This window comes from Thioclava sp. PTB-PU3-1, from assembly GCF_055666785.1.
Map to the genome: position 1 here is coordinate 54,997 of NZ_JBVNVL010000004.1, position 16,805 is coordinate 71,801.

The following is a 16,805-nucleotide window of genomic DNA, read 5'->3' on the forward strand; positions in this document are numbered from 1 at the left end:
CTCAATCGACAGTTGAAAGTCTAGTCGCGTTAATTGGGTTTTAATTATTTTACCGCGCTATGGGGCCGATCTGTCAGGCAGGGAGGCGAGCGTGGGGCGGAACGAATTGATGCTGCAGCCACTCTCGAAGACGATGGCGGCGCTGGCGCCGGGTGCGGTCTATTTGCTGCTTGCAGCGGGAATTGCGGCGGCGATTGCTTTCGTGATGCCCGATGAGGTGGTGACCTGGGCCATGTTCTCCGTCGCGGGGACGCTCGTGATCACCGCCGCTTGGCTGCGTCTGGCCTTGGCGCAGGACCGAAGGCGGCGCGCACGACAGCAGGAAACGCTCGCGAATTTCATCGCCCATGACGCCGCGCCGAGTTTTACCACGGATCCCGAGGGCGAGATCGGCTATCAGAACCGCGCCGCCGTGGAGCGGTTCGGCTCGCGCGGCGGGCAGGGCTTGGCGCGAACCCTGGCGGAGCTTTTCGCGGATCCGGGCGCGGTGTTGCGCCGCCTGCAAAGCAAGGCAGAGGCGACGGGGGCCGCGCGCGAGGATCTCGTGACCCGGCGAGGCCATCTGCGGCTCTCTGTTCACCGTATCGGCTCTGGCGATTTTCTCTGGCGGCTCGAAGATATGGCCGAGCGGGCGATTGGCGGGCGCGGCGCAGAAACGATCAGCCTGCCGATGCTTACCGTCTCCAAGGGCGGCACGATCCTGTTCATGAACGAGGCGCTGCGGCGGCTCGTGGGGGAGCGGGTGCGCTCCCTCGATCGCATCTTCACCGATCTGCCGCTGCGCTCGGGCGAGGAGCACGAGATCAAGGGAGAGGATGGCCCCGTCACCGCGGTCGTGGCCCAGCTTGAAGGCGTGGGCGGTCGATCCGAGGTTTATCTGCTCCCGATCGGGGGTGCGCGCTCCGCCGAGGAAGGCGCGAATTTCGAGGCGCTGCCCGTCGCTATGCTGCGCCTGTCGGCCCATGGTCGGGTGCGCGCAGCCAATCGCGCGGCGCGCGGCCTCCTTGGCGGGATCGAGCCTCAGACCCGCCTTGCCGACCTCCTCGAAGGGCTCGGGCGCCCGGTCTCGGACTGGGTGAACGACGCGCTCGCAGGCCGTGCCGATGGCCGACCCGAGGTGCTACGGGCGCGCCGTGGCGACAAGGAGGTCTTTCTTCAGGTCACACTCTCGCGGATCGTGGAAAACGGGCGTGCGGGGCTGCTCGCCGTGCTGTCCGACGCGACGCAACTCAAGACGCTCGAAGCGCAATTCGTGCAAAGTCAGAAGATGCAAGCGATCGGTCAGCTGGCAGGCGGTGTTGCGCATGATTTCAATAACCTGCTCACCGCGATTTCGGGTCATTGCGACCTGCTGATGCTGCGCCACGACAAGGGCGATGGCGACTATGCCGATCTCGACCAGATCAGCCAGAACGCCAATCGTGCGGCCGCACTGGTGGGGCAATTGCTAGCCTTCTCGCGCAAGCAGACGCTGAAGCCTGAGATCCTCGATCTGCACGACACGCTTTCCGATCTGACCCATCTGCTCAATCGGTTGGTTGGCGAGAAGGTCGTCCTGAGCGTCAAGCATGAAAGCGATCCCGGACGGGTGCGCGCGGACAAGCGGCAGCTCGAACAGGTCATCATGAACCTCGTGGTGAACGCGCGCGACGCGATGCCCGGCGGGGGCGAGATCCGGATCGAGACCGACGCGGTGCACCTTGCCGAAAACCGCACCCGCGACCGCGTGGCGGTGCCCAAAGGCGACTATGTCGCGATCAAGGTCACCGATACCGGTACCGGTATCGCGGCCGATAAATTAAGCAAGATTTTCGAGCCTTTCTTCACCACCAAACGCACCGGCGAGGGCACGGGGCTGGGTCTTTCGACGGCCTATGGCATCGTGAAGCAAACCGGCGGTTATATCTTTTGCGATTCCGTCATCGGGACAGGAACGAGTTTCACGATCCTTTTGCCCGCCTATGACGCCGTCGAAGAGGCGGACGTGTCGAGTGCCGAAAACGCAACGGCGGAGGCGCGAACTGCCCCGCGCATCCGCGCAACGCCTTCCGTCGTGCCCAAAGCGGAAGCTGCGCCGCTCGCGACTAAGTCGACCCCGGTGATTGTCGGCGAGGCGACCGTGCTTCTGGTCGAGGACGAGCCGCCGGTGCGCGCCTTCGCCGCGCGCGCGCTCAAGCTGTGCGGCTACACCGTGCTGGAAGCCGAGAGCGCGGAAGAGGCGCTGGAGCTGCTCGAAGATACCGATTTGCAGGTCGATATCTTCGTCACCGACGTGATCATGCCCGGGCTCGACGGGCCAAGCTGGGTCAGCCGCGCGCTCGAGGCGCGGCCGGGCACGCGCACGGTCTTCATGTCGGGCTATGCAGAGGAAGCGTTCCAAAACGGAACGTCCCCCGTACCGGATTCGATCTTCCTGCCGAAACCTTTCTCTCTGAGCGAGTTGACCGCGACGGTGCAGGACTTGCTCTCACGCTAAGGCGCGGGTGACCCGATCATAGAGCGCAAGATCGTCTTGCATCGCAACCCGCAGCGCGGCCTCGGTCTCGGGGGCGAGCCCGGTCTCGACTGCCGGGGGGACGTTTACGCGGGGCAGGGTGATGGCGAAGCCGAGCTGATCTTCAAGAAAATGAACGAAATCCTCGATCCGCTCATACGGAAAAATCCGGTCCACCAACGGCGTGCCCTCATCATCACAGAGGAACGCGGCCTGACTGGGCACATCGCTGAACCCTGCGCGCGGGTCCTCGATGTAATCGCGCGCGAACTGTTCGAAGGAATAGCCGGCTGAAATGTCGCTTTCCTCGATCAAATCGCGCAGTCGAAAACGATAGAGCGACCGCAACCAGTCGAGCGGCTCGCGCATCAACGCGACCGTGGTGAAGCTGGCCTCGGTCTTCGACGACAGCAACGGCGCAAGATGATCTCGGAAATCGCGGGCCGAGGCATGTTTGAGAACAGCCGGACGGGTCAGTGCGACGTCGGCCAAAGACTCCAGCGCGGTCTCGACCGCAGAGGAACCTGCCTTCGGCGTGGCGAGGAAGACGAGTTTTTGTGTCCAGAAAATCAGCATCTTGGCGGGTCAGCTCCTAACTGAGCCGGTGATAATCATTCCGCCGACGCGGGTAAACCGTTTCTTAACCGAATTGGCGGTTCAGTGAGTTGTGGAAAATTTTGTTGTAATGTTCATGTTCTGTGCGCATAGTGCGATCAGAACATGAGGTGAACATCCGCGCGAGGGCGTCGCATTGCCGACCAGCCGTCGCTGTGAAATAAGGAAGCGGACAAATGGCAGTAGCGAAGCTTTTCGATATGGATAAATCTCCCAAGGCAGACAAGCAAAAGGCGCTCGACTCGGCGCTGGCGCAGATCGAGCGGCAATTCGGCAAAGGCTCGATCATGAAGCTCGGCGGCGACACGCCCGCGCGGGAAATCGAAGCGACCTCGACCGGTTCGCTGGGTCTCGATATCGCGCTCGGGATCGGCGGGCTGCCGAAAGGCCGGATCGTCGAGATCTATGGGCCGGAAAGCTCGGGCAAGACGACGTTGACGCTGCACGCGATTGCGGAAGAGCAGAAGAAGGGCGGCGTCTGCGCCTTCGTCGACGCTGAACACGCGCTCGATCCGCAATATGCGCGCAAGCTTGGCGTCGATCTCGACGAGTTGCTGATCTCGCAGCCCGACGCAGGCGAGCAGGCGCTGGAAATCGTCGACACGCTGGTGCGTTCCGGCGCGGTCAGCCTCGTCGTGGTCGACTCGGTCGCGGCGCTGACGCCGAAGGCCGAAATCGAAGGCGATATGGGCGATCACACCGTGGGTGCGCAGGCCCGTCTGATGAGCCAGGCAATGCGCAAACTGACCGCCTCAATCGGGCGTTCGAATTGCATGGTCATCTTCATTAACCAGATCCGGATGAAGATCGGCGTGATGTTCGGCTCGCCGGAGACGACGTCGGGCGGCAACGCGCTGAAATTCTACGCCTCCGTGCGTCTCGACATCCGCCGCATCGGGTCGATCAAGGATCGCGACGAGGTGGTGGGCAACCAGACCCGCGTGAAAGTGGTGAAGAACAAGGTGGCCCCGCCGTTCAAGCAGGTCGAGTTCGACATCATGTATGGCGAGGGCATCTCGAAGATGGGCGAACTGGTCGATCTCGGCGTCAAGGCCGGGGTCGTCGACAAGGCTGGCGCCTGGTATTCCTACGGGGACGAACGCATCGGCCAAGGCCGTGAAAACGCGAAGACGTTCCTGCGCGAACACCCCGATGTCGCCTATGAGATCGAGGACAAGATTCGCGCCAGCCACGGGCTCGAATTCGACAAATTGTCCGAAGATGACGCGCTGACCGAAGACTGATCGTCACCGCAAATTCATGCAAAGGCCGGGAGCGTCGTCTCCCGGCCTTTTTGCGATTGCTGGACAGGGGGAAAGGGCGGCGTTAAACGGGACCGAACATGCCCGATCAGGCGAGACAGGACGATATGCCCAGCCTTAACGAAATCCGCTCCACTTTCCTTAATTACTTCGAGCGTAACGACCACCGGGTCGTTGACAGCTCGCCCCTCGTTCCGCGCAACGACCCGACGCTGATGTTCACCAATTCCGGCATGGTGCAGTTCAAGAACTGCTTCACCGGGGTGGAAAAGCGCGAATACAACCGCGCAACGACCGCGCAGAAATGCGTGCGCGCCGGCGGCAAACACAACGACCTCGACAATGTCGGCTACACCGCGCGCCACCATACGTTCTTCGAGATGCTGGGGAATTTCTCCTTCGGGGATTATTTCAAGGAAGACGCGATCCCGTTCGCCTGGGAATTGCTGACCAAGGATTTTGACATTCCGAAGGACAAGCTGCTGGTCACGGTTTACCACACCGATGACGAGGCGGCGAATATCTGGAAGAAGGTCGCAGGTCTGCCCGACGAGAAGATTATCCGTATCCCGACCTCGGACAACTTCTGGCAAATGGGCCCGACCGGTCCCTGCGGCCCCTGCACCGAGATTTTCTTCGATCACGGCGATCATATCTGGGGCGGCCCGCCCGGTTCGCCCGAGGAAGATGGCGACCGGTTCATCGAGATCTGGAACCTCGTCTTCATGCAGAACGAGCAGTTCGAGGACGGCTCGATGCGCGCGCTCGACATGCAGTCGATCGACACGGGCATGGGGCTCGAGCGGATCGGCGCTCTGCTGCAGGGCAAGCACGACAATTACGACACCGACCTGATGCGCCACCTGATCGAGGCTTCGGCCAACGCGACCGATGGCGCGCCGGACGGGCCGGGCAACGTGCATCACCGTGTGATCGCGGATCACTTGCGGTCGACCTCGTTCCTGATCGCGGATGGCGTGATGCCCTCGGCGGATGGGCGTGGCTACGTCCTGCGCCGGATCATGCGCCGCGCGATGCGTCACGCGCACCTGTTGGGCGCGAAGGATCCGGTGATGCACCGTCTCGTGCCGTCGCTGATCCGCGAGATGGGTGCGGCTTACCCCGAGCTGGGCCGGGCGCAGGCGCTGATTGAAGAGACGCTTCTGGGCGAGGAAACCCGTTTCAAAACCACGCTCGATCGCGGGCTCAAGCTGCTCGACGAGGCGCTTGTGGACCTGCCCGAAGGGGAAAGACTGCCGGGCGAGACTGCGTTCAAACTCTATGACACGTTCGGCTTCCCGCTCGATCTGACGCAGGATGCGCTGCGCGAACGTGAGCGCGAGGTCGATACCGAAGGGTTCGACGCCGCGATGGAAGAGCAGAAGGCGAAGGCGCGCGCCAGCTGGTCCGGGACCGGCGAGGCGGCCAATGCCGCGATCTGGTTCGATCTGTCCGAGAAGCTCGGTGCGACCGAATTCCTGGGCTACGACACCGAGACCGCCGAAGGTCAGATCACCGCGCTCGTGACCGACGGGGCCGAGATCGGCAAAGCGACCGGCGAGGTGCAGATCGTGGTCAACCAGACCCCGTTCTACGCCGAAAGCGGCGGTCAGGTCGGCGATCGCGGTTGGATTGTGACCGAGACGGGTAAAGCCGAGGTTACCGACACCAAGAAAGTCGCAGGCGTCTTCATCCATTTCGCGCGTGTCACCGAGGGCGAGATCGCCAAGGGGCAGGGCGCGAAACTGGAAGTCGATCACGCACGCCGCAGCGCGATCCGCGCGAACCACTCCGCCACGCACCTGCTGCACGAGGCGCTGCGTCGCACGCTGGGCGATCACGTGGCGCAACGCGGCTCGCTCAATGCCGAGGACCGTCTGCGCTTCGATTTCTCGCATAACAAGGCGCTCTCGGCTGAGGAAGTCGCGAAGATCGAACGCGAAGTGAATGAATTCATTCGCCAAAACACGCAGGTCGATACTCGGATCATGACGCCGGATGACGCGCGCGATCTGGGCGCGCAGGCGCTGTTCGGCGAGAAATACGGCGATGAGGTCCGTGTCGTCTCGATGGGCGAGCTGGCCAATTCCGGCAAAGGCACGAACGGGAATGTCTATTCGCTCGAACTTTGCGGCGGCACCCATGTGAAGCGGACCGGCGATATCGGCACCTTCGTCCTGACCGGCGAAAGCGCGTCCTCGTCGGGCGTGCGTCGGATCGAGGCGCTGACCGGTGATATCGCGATGGCCGAGCTGCGCCGCCGCGACAAGCTGCTGGGCGAGATCGAAGGGCTGGTGAAAACCTCCGAGGCCGATCTGCTCGGACGTCTGCAGGCGATCCTCGACGAGCGCAAGGCGCAGGCCAATGAGATCGCGCAGCTTCGTCGTGAGCTTGCGATGGGCGGCGGTGCCTCCGGTGGTCCGGATATCAGCGAAATCAACGGCTTGAAGTTCGTTCCTCAGGTTGTTTCCGGTGTGACCGGCAAGGACCTTCCGGGGATCGTGGACGAGCTGAAAGAGAATGTCGGCTCCGGCGTGATCCTCGTGGTGGCCGATGCGGGCGGCAAAGCTGCCGTGGCGGCTGGCGTCACCAAGGACCTGACCGAGCGCGTCAGCGCCGTCGATCTGGTGAAAGCCGCGGCGCAGGCGCTTGGCGGCAAAGGCGGCGGCGGCCGTCCCGATATGGCGCAAGCCGGTGGGGCCGATCCGTCGAAAGCCGATGAGGCCATCGCGGCCGTGAAAATTGTTCTGGAGGGATTGTAATGGCAGGCGCATTCTGGATCGCCCATGTGAAGGTGCTCGACGACGAGGCCTATGGCAAATACGCGGAGGGCGCGGGCCCCGCGATCGCGAAACATGGCGGGCGCTTCCTCGCCCGTGGCGCGCGCTATGTGCAGCTCGAAGGCAATGACCGCGCGCGCAACGTCGTCGCATGGTTCCCGTCGCTGGAAGCGGCCGAGACTTGCTACTACTCCGACGACTATCAGGCGGCGCTCGCCCACGCCAAAGGCGCATCCGAGCGCGACCTGATGATCGTCGAGGCGATGGACGACGTCGAAATCAAGTGAAGATCGACCTCTAAGACACTGATCGGAAAACTTTTAGAAGGCGGCTACGGCCGCCTTTTTCTATGACGCTGCACCCGGTCGTTTTTGCTCTGGACCTTCGGGCGCGCTGCGTCCTATGCTGCCGCCATGACCACGAAGACCATCATCATCTGCTGCATTATCCGCTGACATACGTCACGCGGGCCGGTCTTCTCTTTCCAAATTTCTCATGACCTTGTAAGCCCGCCGGCAGGTGCCGCCGACCCTTTGCGAGGACACATGACCCAGATCCGTTTGCGCAATTCCCTGACCCGGAAAGTCGAGGATTTCCAACCCATCGATGCCGACAACGTGCGGATGTATCTCTGCGGCCCGACTGTTTACGACCGGGCGCATCTCGGCAACGCCCGTCCGGTGGTGGTGTTCGACGTGCTCTACCGGCTGCTGCGCCACGTCTATGGGCCGGAGCACGTCACCTATGTGCGCAATTTCACGGATGTGGATGACAAGATCAACGCGACGGCGCTGGCGCGAAAAGAGGCCGGAGCCGAAGGCTCGCTTGAAGATCTGATCCGCGCGCGGACCGAGGAGACCATCGGCTGGTATCATGCCGACATGGATGCGCTCGGCGCCTTGCGTCCCAATCAGGAACCGCGCGCGACCGACTACATCGGCGCGATGATCGCGATGATCGAGACGCTGATCGAAGACGGTCACGCCTATGCCGCCGAGGGCCATGTGCTGTTCCGGGTGCGTAGCTACAAGGATTACGGCGCGCTGTCGGGGCGGACGGTCGACGACATGATGGCGGGCGCCCGGGTCGAGGTCGCGCCGTTCAAGGAAGACCCGATGGATTTCGTGCTGTGGAAGCCCTCCGACGAGGGGCTGCCGGGTTGGGAGAGCCCGTGGGGCCGGGGCCGACCGGGCTGGCATATCGAGTGCTCGGCCATGAGTTACGAATTGCTCGGCGCGTCGTTCGACATCCATGGCGGCGGCATCGACCTGCAATTTCCGCACCACGAGAATGAGATCGCGCAAAGCTGCTGCGCCCACCCCGAGGGGTCGTTCGCGAACTACTGGCTGCATAATGAGATGCTGCAGGTCGAGGGCAAGAAGATGTCCAAGAGCTTGGGCAATTTCTTCACCGTGCGCGATCTGCTGGACGGCCATGACGGCGAGAAGGGTATTCCGGGCGAGGTGATCCGCTTCGTGTTCCTGCAGACGCATTATACGAAGCCGATGGATTGGACGGCGGAGAAGGCCGCGGGGGCTGCCGCGAAGCTCGATGATTTCGTGCGCATGGCAGATCGCTATTGCGATTTCGAACAAGCGGCGAACCGTGCGCCGCACGAAGCCATTCTCGACGCGCTCGGTGACGATCTAAATACGCATGGGGCATTGGTCGCCATCGACAAGTTCGCGGGGCAGGCTGATCTTGTGACCGATATGGCTATTGGTTTGGATTTTCTCGGGTTGATATCGCTTGAGGAGATGGAGAGCCGGGTGCACCAACTTCGTTCGAAGACTGACGACTTGAAAGAACTTGCCGCCAAGCTCGCGGCTTTGCGTGCGAATGCCATGGCAACCAAAGATTTCGCGCCGGTCGATGCAATGAAACAGGCGCTCGTCGCCGCAGGCGTGGAGGTGCGCATGTCGAAGGCCGGGGTGGAGTTGCTGCCCGGACCCGATTTCGACCCCGCCAAGCTGGAGGCGCTGTGATGGCGCGCAGCTACAGCGATAAGGGACGCGCCGGACCCGAGGGGGGGCGCAATCGCGCCCGCCCTGGGGGGCGGGTCGGGCGCGGCCCGGCGTGCCGCCGGGCGGAACGTAACCTCGACGGAGGCAACCAATGACCAAACAACGCCTCTATCTCTACGACACGACCCTGCGTGACGGGCAGCAATCGGCGGGCGTCCAATTCTCGGTGCCGGAGAAGATCGAGATCGCCAAGGCGCTCGACGCGATCGGCATCGACTATATCGAAGGCGGCTGGCCCGGTGCGAATCCGACCGACAGCGATTTCTTCGAAGCGCGGCCCGAGACGCGCGCGACCTTCACCGCCTTCGGGATGACCAAGCGGGCAGGGCGCTCGGCCGCGAATGACGACGTGCTCGCGGGCGTCATGAACGCGAATACGCCCGCCGTCTGCCTCGTCGGCAAGACGCATGACTACCACGTCACCACCGCGCTCGGGATCACGCTGGAGGAAAACCTCGAGAATATCCGCGCCTCGGTTGCGCATATGGTGGCGCAAGGTCGCGAGGCGCTGTTCGACGCCGAGCATTTCTTCGACGGCTACAAGGCGAACCCCGACTATGCGCTGGAGTGCTGCCGCGCGGCCTATGAGGCCGGCGCGCGCTGGATCGTTCTGTGCGACACCAATGGCGGCACGCTGCCGGGCGAGATCGGCAAGATCGTTGAAGCGGTGATCGCGGCGGGCATTCCCGGCGACCGTCTCGGCATCCATTGCCATGACGACACCGGCAACGCCGTGGCTGGCAGCCTCGCGGCCATCGAGGCCGGTGCGCGCCAGATCCAAGGCACACTGAATGGGCTGGGAGAGCGCTGCGGCAACGCAAACCTGATCACGCTGATCCCGACGCTTCTGCTGAAAGAGCCCTACGCCTCGACGCTCGACACCGGGATCGCGCCCGAAAGCCTGCGCGACATCACCAAGCTTTCGCGCAAGCTCGACGATATCCTGAACCGTGTGCCGCTGCGCTCCGCGCCCTATGTCGGCGCCTCGGCCTTTACCCATAAGGCGGGGCTACACGCCTCGGCGATCCTAAAGAATCCAGACACTTACGAGCATATCGACCCCGCCGTGGTGGGGAATACGCGCCTCATCCCGATGTCCAATCAGGCGGGCCAGTCGAACCTGCGTGCGCGGCTGAAAGGCATGGGGATCGAGGTCGCGAAGGACGATCCGCGCCTCGCCCGCATCCTCGATCTGATCAAGGAGCGCGAGGATCAGGGCTATGCCTATGACGGGGCGCAGGCGAGTTTCGAGCTGCTCGCGCGGGCCGAGCTGGGGCAATTGCCGAAGTTCTTCGAGGTGAAGCGCTACAAGGTCACGGTGGAGCGCCGCAAGAACCGCTACGACAAGATGGTCTCGATTTCCGAGGCGGTCGTGGTGGTAAAAGTCGGCGGGAAGAAGATGCTCTCGGTCTCGGAAAGCATGGACGAGCAGGGTCATGACCGCGGCCCGGTGAACGCGCTCTCGAAAGCGCTGTCGAAGGATCTCGGCCCCTATCAGAGCCTGATCGACGACATGAAACTGGTCGATTTCCGCGTCCGTATCACGCAAGGCGGCACCGAGGCCGTCACCCGCGTCATCATCGACAGCGAAGACGATGCGGGCCAGCGCTGGTCGACCGTGGGCGTGTCGCCGAACATAGTGGACGCGAGTTTCGAGGCGCTGCTCGACGCGATGATCTGGAAGCTGATGCGCGACGGGGCGAAACCGGCATGAGCGATCTGGCCGCGTCTCTTCAAGCGGCAGCCGAGGCCGTGCGTCAGGGCGATCCCGACCGGTTCGCCGCCACGATGGCTGCGCCTGCGGAGCTGCGTGACCGCCTCTGGCCGCTCTACGCCGCCAATCTGGAAATCGCGCGTGCGCCCTGGGCGTCGTCAGAGCCGATGGTCGCCGAGATGCGCCTGCAATGGTGGGTCGATGCGCTGGAGGCTCTGTCCGAGGGCCGCGAACCGCCGCATGAGATCGGCCCGGCGCTTGTCTCGGTGGCACAACCCGCGCGCCATTTGATTGCCGCGGCCGAAGCCCGTCGTGCCGATTGCTGGCCCGATCCTTTCGACGATATTTCAAGCCTTTGGGCCTATCTCGATCAGACTTCCGGCGCGCTTTACTGGGCCGCGGCCGAGGCGCTCGGCGCGCCCGAAGAGACGGAAATTACCGTGCGCAGTTTCGGTGCAGGTGCCGGGCTCGCGGCGCTCATGCAGGCATGGTCCGATCTCGCCGCGCGGGGGCGCCCACCGCTTGCCGCGCCAGACAGCGCAACGCTGCATCAGCTCGCGGCGGAGGGCCAAGCGCGACTCGAGCCCGCGCGTAAACTGCGTCTGGGATCGGCAAAGGCGGCACTCTTACCGGGATGGCAGGCACCGGCGCTCCTCGCGCGCGCGCGCGATATAGAAGACCCGCTTGCGCCGGGTGCGCTGGCGCTGTCGGAATTCCGCCGCAGATCGGGACTTTTGCGCGCCGCGCTGCTTGGCGTCTGAGCCCTTTTGAGGCCAGCGTGCGGGAAATTTTCGGAAATTAGAGGAATCTTCAACTCTTCTCCTGATGGTGATCGCGATTGCCCCGATAGGTCGGGTCGCTGCCGCAGTTCGCCGGAGGACGTTGATGCGCTTTCTCGACAATCTGAAACTTGGATTGAAATTGCCGCTGATGCTGGTGACGATTGCCATGGTCGCGCTGACCATCATGGGAATTTCAGCCTATCGTACCGCCTACGGACTGCTGGAAAGCGAAGGGACGCAGCGCCTCACGCGAACGCTAGCCGCACGCGTCGCCCTCGCGGAGGACTGGGCGCAGACACTGGCCTCCAATACCCGCACGATTGCCGCCAATCCCGACACGGCGCGGGCGCTTTACGATTTCACCAAGAGCCTCAACCGGCTCGATCCTCCCGCCATCGAAAGCCTGCGGACCGGGGCCGCAGAGGCCGGTGCATCCGAGGGCGAGGTGAGCGGTCCGCTCCGAGACTACCACCTGCTACTGGATCGCTATGGTCCCGCCATCGATCAAATTCTGGCAGAGAATGGCCTGAACGATTTCTATCTTATCGATCGCGACGGTCGCATTGTATTTGCCGCGCGCGATCGCAGCGCCATGGGTCACGCGCTTGCGGATGAACCGGCGGGGCTGATCGAGGCCGCGACCGCTGCGCTGGATTGGTTGAGCGCGCCGACGGGCATGGTGGCGGCCGATACCGTCGCCGTTTCCCCCCCGCATTTCGAGTTTGCCAAGGGTCGGTTCTTCGCCGCACGCCCCGTGCGAAGCGGAAATGGTCTCAAGCTCGGTGCTGTGGTCTTGCGAAAGCCAATGACCGAACTTGGGGGGATCATGGCCAACCCGCGCGGCATCGGCGAGACCGGTGAAGGTTTCCTGATTGACGGGAAAGGGAGGCTGATGAGCGATCTGCGCTTTCCGGCCAACGCTCCAAAACCGGGGGAGGTTTTGCCCGCGGCTACCGTGAGTGCTGTGGAACAGGCGCAGGAAGAGGTGATCTCTTTGCAGGGGCACCCATCGATCGAGAGAACCCAAAAGGTCACTCTATTCGATCAGCCCTATTGGGCGGTCGTCGAGCAAGACCGTGCAGAGCTGTTCGCTCCTGCCACGTCACTTGCCCGTGCGATGCTATTCAACGCCTCCTGGCTCATCCTTCTATTGGCGACCCTTTCTGCCTGGATGGCACGATCCGTCTCCAGCCCTCTCAAGTACCTCGAAAGATCCATTCGCAAGATCAGCGGAGGCGATTACGCGAGCGAGATCGCACAGACTCGCCGTGGCGACGAAGTCGGCGCAATCGCCTCCGCGCTGAGCAACCTGCGCGACGAGCTTGATCAGTCTGAAGGGATCAAACGAGAGGCCACGCGCCAGGGCGCAGCCTATGCCAACGCCTCCGCCGCCCTGATGATCGTCGATCGCGACTTCCGTATCACCCATGTCAATCGCGCGCTCGTCGATCTGGTCGAGTCGCGGATCGACGAGTTTCTCGTTGTCAGTCCTGACCTTGACCCCAAGAATCTTGTGGGCCGCTCGATGGATGATTTTCACGCCAATCGGGGACATGCTCGTGCGTTGCTTGGGGATCCAACTCAATTGCCCCTTCATGTCGATATCAAGGTTGGCGAGGGTCGTTTTGGCGTCGACGTCACCGAATTCGTCGATGGGCAGGGCAATCAGGCGGGGTTCGTGGTCGAGTGGCGTGACGTGACCGAACGACGGATGAAGGATGCCCTTATCGCGGCCATCGAGCGTGGCCAGCTCGTTTGCGAGGCCAATCCTGCCGGGAAGGTTGTTCGAATGAACGCAAACCTGCAATCGCTCCTCGGGGGGCAGGCACCAAACCTCATGGGAGAGCCACTGAAGGACTGGCTAAGCACGGTTGATGGCAGTGATCCTTGGCCTTCGATTGCCGCCGGTGAGCCCGTCACTGCCCGCTTTTCGATACGTGACCCTCAGGGCAATACCTTTCTGCTCGACGGCTCACTCAATCCGATCTCGGATAAAGCAGGGCGCTTGATGAAGATCGTGCTCATGGCCAGTGATGTGACCGTCGCGGAAGCCGCGCTTGCCTCCGCACAACAGCGAAATCTCAAATTGCTCGAGGCTCAGAAATATGTCGTCGAGACGCTTCAGCTCGGTCTCGCGGCCCTGTCGCGCGGCGATCTGAGCCTGACGCTCGACACGGAGTTTTCCGATGAATACGAGGCGTTGCGCAACGACTTCAACGCTGCGGCGCAAAACCTTGCGGCAGCGATCGTTTCAGTCATCGACAACGCTGCGGCGATCGATACTGAGGCCAGTGAGATCGCCTCTGCCTCTGATGACCTCAGCCGCAGAACGGAACAGCAGGCCGCGACGCTCGAAGAGACCGCAGCCGCACTCGATCAGCTCTCATCGTCTGTCACGACCTCGGCGCAAGGCGTGGCTGAAGCGGATCGGGTGGTGTCAGAAGCCCGCAGCAGCGCGGAAATCTCTGGTGAAGTGGTCAAGCAGGCCATACAGGCGATGAGCGAAATCGAAACCAGCTCACAGCAGATTTCCAAGATCATCGGCGTGATCGACGAGATTGCCTTCCAGACCAACCTACTTGCGCTCAACGCTGGCGTCGAAGCCGCGCGCGCCGGTGAAGCGGGTCGCGGTTTCGCCGTTGTCGCTTCAGAAGTACGCGCCCTCGCGCAACGGTCTTCCGAAGCCGCACGCGAAATCGACACCCTGATCACCGCGTCGAGCGAACAGGTGACCCGAGGCGTGGGCCTCGTCGGCGAAACCGGCCGTGCGCTCACGGAAATTCTTAACGCTGTCGTCGATATTTCGGCGCGTGTCTCTGAAATAGCGGGCGGTGCCCATGAGCAGGCAGAGGGGCTGAAAGAGATAAATACCGCGGTGAATCAGCTGGATCAGGTGACGCAACAAAACGCAGCAATGTTCGAAGAAACGACCGCGGCCAGTCACGCTCTGATGACAAATGCGACATCCCTGCGCGACATCACTGCCCAGTTCAAAGTCAGTATGCGGACGACGTCAAACGAAGGCGAGAGCACTCTGTTGGCGCAAAATCAACATGGGGTTCAGGCAAGCGAAGGAGGCCGTGAACTTCCGCAAGCGGTGGGCGAAACCGCTCCGCGCGGTACCACCTTTTCACCTGAAGACTGGGAAGAGTTTTGAATTCGCACGAAAGACACGCGATGCCAAACGAATTGCCGCTCGCCAAGAAAGTTCTCATCGTCGATGACTCGGCTACGATGCGTCAACTTATTCGAGCGCGTCTGGCAAACGACGCGCGCCTAGTCGTCGTCGGCGAAGCGGCGGACGCGTTTGAGGCGCGTGAAAAAATTAAAGCGCTTTCGCCGGATGTGATCACGCTCGATGTCGAGATGCCGCGGATGAACGGCCTCGATTTTCTTGAACGTCTCATGCGTTTGAGACCGATGCCTGTCGTCATGGTGTCGACGGAAACCCATAGCGGATCGCGCGCCGCAATCGAAGCGCTCGCCCTCGGTGCGATCGATTGCGTGGGAAAGCCGAGGTCCGGTCACCTCGAAAAGAGTTTTGAGACGCTTCCAGATATTCTTCTTGCGGCAGCAAACGCGCGCCTGCCTCAGAGTGGGGTCGAGCGAGCTGCGGTGAGGCCCGCACGAAACTTTCACTGGGCCGGTCAAATCGTGCTGATCGGGTCCTCGACCGGCGGCGTTGACGCCCTCGAGACGATCTTGAAGGGATTTCCTGAAAATTGCCCGCCCACGCTCATAGCGCAGCACATGCCAGAGAGCTTCCTCGCGAGCTTCGCCGAACGGCTCGATCGTATCATCGCGCCAAGTGTGCGGCTTGGCCAAACGGGCCTCCCTCTCGCACAAGGGCAAGTCTATCTTGCGCCTGGTGGCCCGACGCATCTCACGGTTCAAAATGACAGAACACCTTACCTGTCATTGCTTGAAAGCGAGAAGCGAAACGGACATCGACCGTCGGTGGATATTCTGTTCGAATCCGCACTGGATATGGCTACGAATGCCGTCGTCGTTTTACTCACCGGTATGGGCCGAGATGGCGCAGAGGGGATGATGCTCTTGCGCCGAGCCGGTGCACATTGTTTTGCCCAAGACAAGGAGACGTCGACTGTTTTTGGAATGCCGAGGGCAGCGCTCGAAATTGGCGCGGCGTCCTATTCGGTGGCCCTAGAAAAAATCGCCCCAGAAATTCTCAGGAGATGTGCTCAGAGCCCGGCAAAGGTCAGGCGAGTAGGTGAAACATGAATGCAGTTTCCACAGACAGACCGATCCATATTTCGCAAGGCGAGTTTCTCGTCGCCGGCAAGGGCGCGCAATCTATTACAACGATCCTCGGCTCTTGTGTCGCCTGTTGTCTCTACGATGAAAATGCGCAGGTCGGTGGTATGAACCACTTTCTATTGCCGAATACGACTGGTTCAACCTTTCAAGCGGCAAGCTTCGGCGTGAATGCAATGGAGCTTTTGATCAATGAACTTATTAAACACGGGGCGCAGCGCAGTGATCTACGTGCGAAGCTATTTGGTGGTGCGCGCATGGTCAACGGCCTCTCGGACATCGGCTTTAAGAATAGCGAGTTCTCAATCGCGTTCCTAGCTAAGGAGCGTATCACATGTGTCAGCCAGAGTTTGGGCGGTTCTCAAGCGCGTAGGGTAGAGTTCTGGCCCGATACTGGCCGCGCGCGCCAGAAAATGCTTGGTAATGCAGAAGTCTTTGAGCGCGATGTTACGCCCGCGCCGACTCGCGAAATCGAACTGTTCTGACGTGTTGGATGGCAGCAATACATGTCAAATGAATAGCCCCGCATTTCTCAGGCGCCTTCGTGTTTCAGTTTCTGCTGCCGCTAAAAGTCGACGGGCGATAGCATTCCGTTCCGGGCGTGCGTGCGCTTTTGATTGTAGAACATCTCGATGTAGTCGAACACATCCTGTCTGGCTTCTTCGCGTGTTCGGTAGGTCCGTCGTCTGATCCGCTCACGCTTGAGCAAGTTAAAGAAGCTCTCAGCTACCGCGTTATCATGGCAGTTCCCACGGCGGTTCATCGAGTGCTCCAGGTTGTGGGCTCGCAGGAACGCCGCCCAGTCCATGCTGGTGAAATGGCTTCCCTGGTCCGAGTGGATCAGCTGACCCGCCACGGG

11 protein-coding genes and 1 pseudogene are annotated in these 16,805 nt (G+C 61.9%); 10 read left to right on the forward strand and 2 right to left on the reverse strand.

What is annotated here, in order from left to right; translation table 11 throughout:
- Positions 1-109: 109 nt before the first annotated feature.
- Complete coding sequence (locus ACZ7GB_RS12195; protein WP_472158886.1) at positions 110-2,476, forward strand: ATP-binding response regulator; 2,367 nt, start codon at positions 110-112, stop codon at positions 2,474-2,476.
- Here ACZ7GB_RS12195 and ACZ7GB_RS12200 read toward each other — a convergent pair.
- A complete protein-coding gene (locus tag ACZ7GB_RS12200; RefSeq protein ID WP_472158887.1) occupies positions 2,468-3,070 on the reverse strand; it encodes a hypothetical protein in 603 nt (200 codons plus the stop codon). The genes ACZ7GB_RS12195 and ACZ7GB_RS12200 overlap by 9 nt on opposite strands.
- 215 nt (positions 3,071-3,285) lie before the next feature.
- Between ACZ7GB_RS12200 and recA the strand changes: the two genes are divergently transcribed.
- The 9 genes from recA (at position 3,286) to ACZ7GB_RS12245 (ending at position 16,431) form a co-directional block, all read left to right on the forward strand.
- Positions 3,286-4,353, forward strand: coding sequence for a recombinase RecA (gene recA / locus ACZ7GB_RS12205; RefSeq protein WP_078523378.1), 1,068 nt, complete (start codon positions 3,286-3,288; stop codon positions 4,351-4,353).
- A 125-nt stretch (positions 4,354-4,478) separates the two neighbouring features.
- Positions 4,479-7,133 carry an alanine--tRNA ligase gene (alaS, locus tag ACZ7GB_RS12210; RefSeq protein WP_472158889.1) on the forward strand — a complete coding sequence of 885 codons (2,655 nt, stop codon included), beginning with the start codon at positions 4,479-4,481 and terminating at the stop codon, positions 7,131-7,133.
- Positions 7,133-7,438 carry a DUF1330 domain-containing protein gene (locus ACZ7GB_RS12215; protein ID WP_078523379.1) on the forward strand — a complete coding sequence of 102 codons (306 nt, stop codon included), beginning with the start codon at positions 7,133-7,135 and terminating at the stop codon, positions 7,436-7,438. Before alaS ends, ACZ7GB_RS12215 begins: the two co-directional genes overlap by 1 nt.
- Before the next feature lie 258 nt (positions 7,439-7,696).
- Complete coding sequence (gene cysS, locus ACZ7GB_RS12220; protein WP_472158890.1) at positions 7,697-9,136, forward strand: cysteine--tRNA ligase; 1,440 nt, start codon at positions 7,697-7,699, stop codon at positions 9,134-9,136.
- A 130-nt stretch (positions 9,137-9,266) separates the two neighbouring features.
- Positions 9,267-10,889, forward strand: coding sequence for a citramalate synthase (cimA, locus tag ACZ7GB_RS12225; RefSeq protein ID WP_078572269.1), 1,623 nt, complete (start codon positions 9,267-9,269; stop codon positions 10,887-10,889).
- Positions 10,886-11,650, forward strand: coding sequence for a squalene/phytoene synthase family protein (locus ACZ7GB_RS12230; protein ID WP_472158891.1), 765 nt, complete (start codon positions 10,886-10,888; stop codon positions 11,648-11,650). The genes cimA and ACZ7GB_RS12230 overlap by 4 nt, the downstream gene beginning before the upstream one ends.
- A 124-nt stretch (positions 11,651-11,774) precedes the next feature.
- Positions 11,775-14,828, forward strand: coding sequence for a methyl-accepting chemotaxis protein (locus ACZ7GB_RS12235; protein ID WP_472158892.1), 3,054 nt, complete (start codon positions 11,775-11,777; stop codon positions 14,826-14,828).
- Between the two features lie 20 nt (positions 14,829-14,848).
- On the forward strand, positions 14,849-15,913 hold the full coding sequence (locus tag ACZ7GB_RS12240; protein WP_274963627.1) for a protein-glutamate methylesterase/protein-glutamine glutaminase: 1,065 nt from the start codon (positions 14,849-14,851) through the stop codon (positions 15,911-15,913).
- Positions 15,910-16,431 carry a chemotaxis protein CheD gene (locus tag ACZ7GB_RS12245; protein ID WP_472158893.1) on the forward strand — a complete coding sequence of 174 codons (522 nt, stop codon included), beginning with the start codon at positions 15,910-15,912 and terminating at the stop codon, positions 16,429-16,431. The genes ACZ7GB_RS12240 and ACZ7GB_RS12245 overlap by 4 nt, the downstream gene beginning before the upstream one ends.
- A gap of 80 nt (positions 16,432-16,511) precedes the next feature.
- Here the strand turns inward: ACZ7GB_RS12245 and ACZ7GB_RS12250 are convergent.
- A pseudogene (locus ACZ7GB_RS12250) lies at positions 16,512-16,796 on the reverse strand (IS3 family transposase); the annotation flags it as partial.
- Positions 16,797-16,805: the final 9 nt, after the last annotated feature.

Excerpts from the sequence above, each read along its gene's own strand:
- ACZ7GB_RS12195 (WP_472158886.1), top strand. The coding sequence starts at position 110 with ATGCTGCAGCCACTCTCGAAGACGATGGCGGCGCTGGCGCCGGGTGCG.
- ACZ7GB_RS12200 (WP_472158887.1), bottom strand. The coding sequence starts at position 3,070 with ATGCTGATTTTCTGGACACAAAAACTCGTCTTCCTCGCCACGCCGAAG.
- recA (WP_078523378.1), top strand. The coding sequence starts at position 3,286 with ATGGCAGTAGCGAAGCTTTTCGATATGGATAAATCTCCCAAGGCAGAC.
- alaS (WP_472158889.1), top strand. The coding sequence starts at position 4,479 with ATGCCCAGCCTTAACGAAATCCGCTCCACTTTCCTTAATTACTTCGAG.
- ACZ7GB_RS12215 (WP_078523379.1), top strand. The coding sequence starts at position 7,133 with ATGGCAGGCGCATTCTGGATCGCCCATGTGAAGGTGCTCGACGACGAG.
- cysS (WP_472158890.1), top strand. The coding sequence starts at position 7,697 with ATGACCCAGATCCGTTTGCGCAATTCCCTGACCCGGAAAGTCGAGGAT.
- cimA (WP_078572269.1), top strand. The coding sequence starts at position 9,267 with ATGACCAAACAACGCCTCTATCTCTACGACACGACCCTGCGTGACGGG.
- ACZ7GB_RS12230 (WP_472158891.1), top strand. The coding sequence starts at position 10,886 with ATGAGCGATCTGGCCGCGTCTCTTCAAGCGGCAGCCGAGGCCGTGCGT.
- ACZ7GB_RS12235 (WP_472158892.1), top strand. The coding sequence starts at position 11,775 with ATGCGCTTTCTCGACAATCTGAAACTTGGATTGAAATTGCCGCTGATG.
- ACZ7GB_RS12240 (WP_274963627.1), top strand. The coding sequence starts at position 14,849 with ATGCCAAACGAATTGCCGCTCGCCAAGAAAGTTCTCATCGTCGATGAC.
- ACZ7GB_RS12245 (WP_472158893.1), top strand. The coding sequence starts at position 15,910 with ATGAATGCAGTTTCCACAGACAGACCGATCCATATTTCGCAAGGCGAG.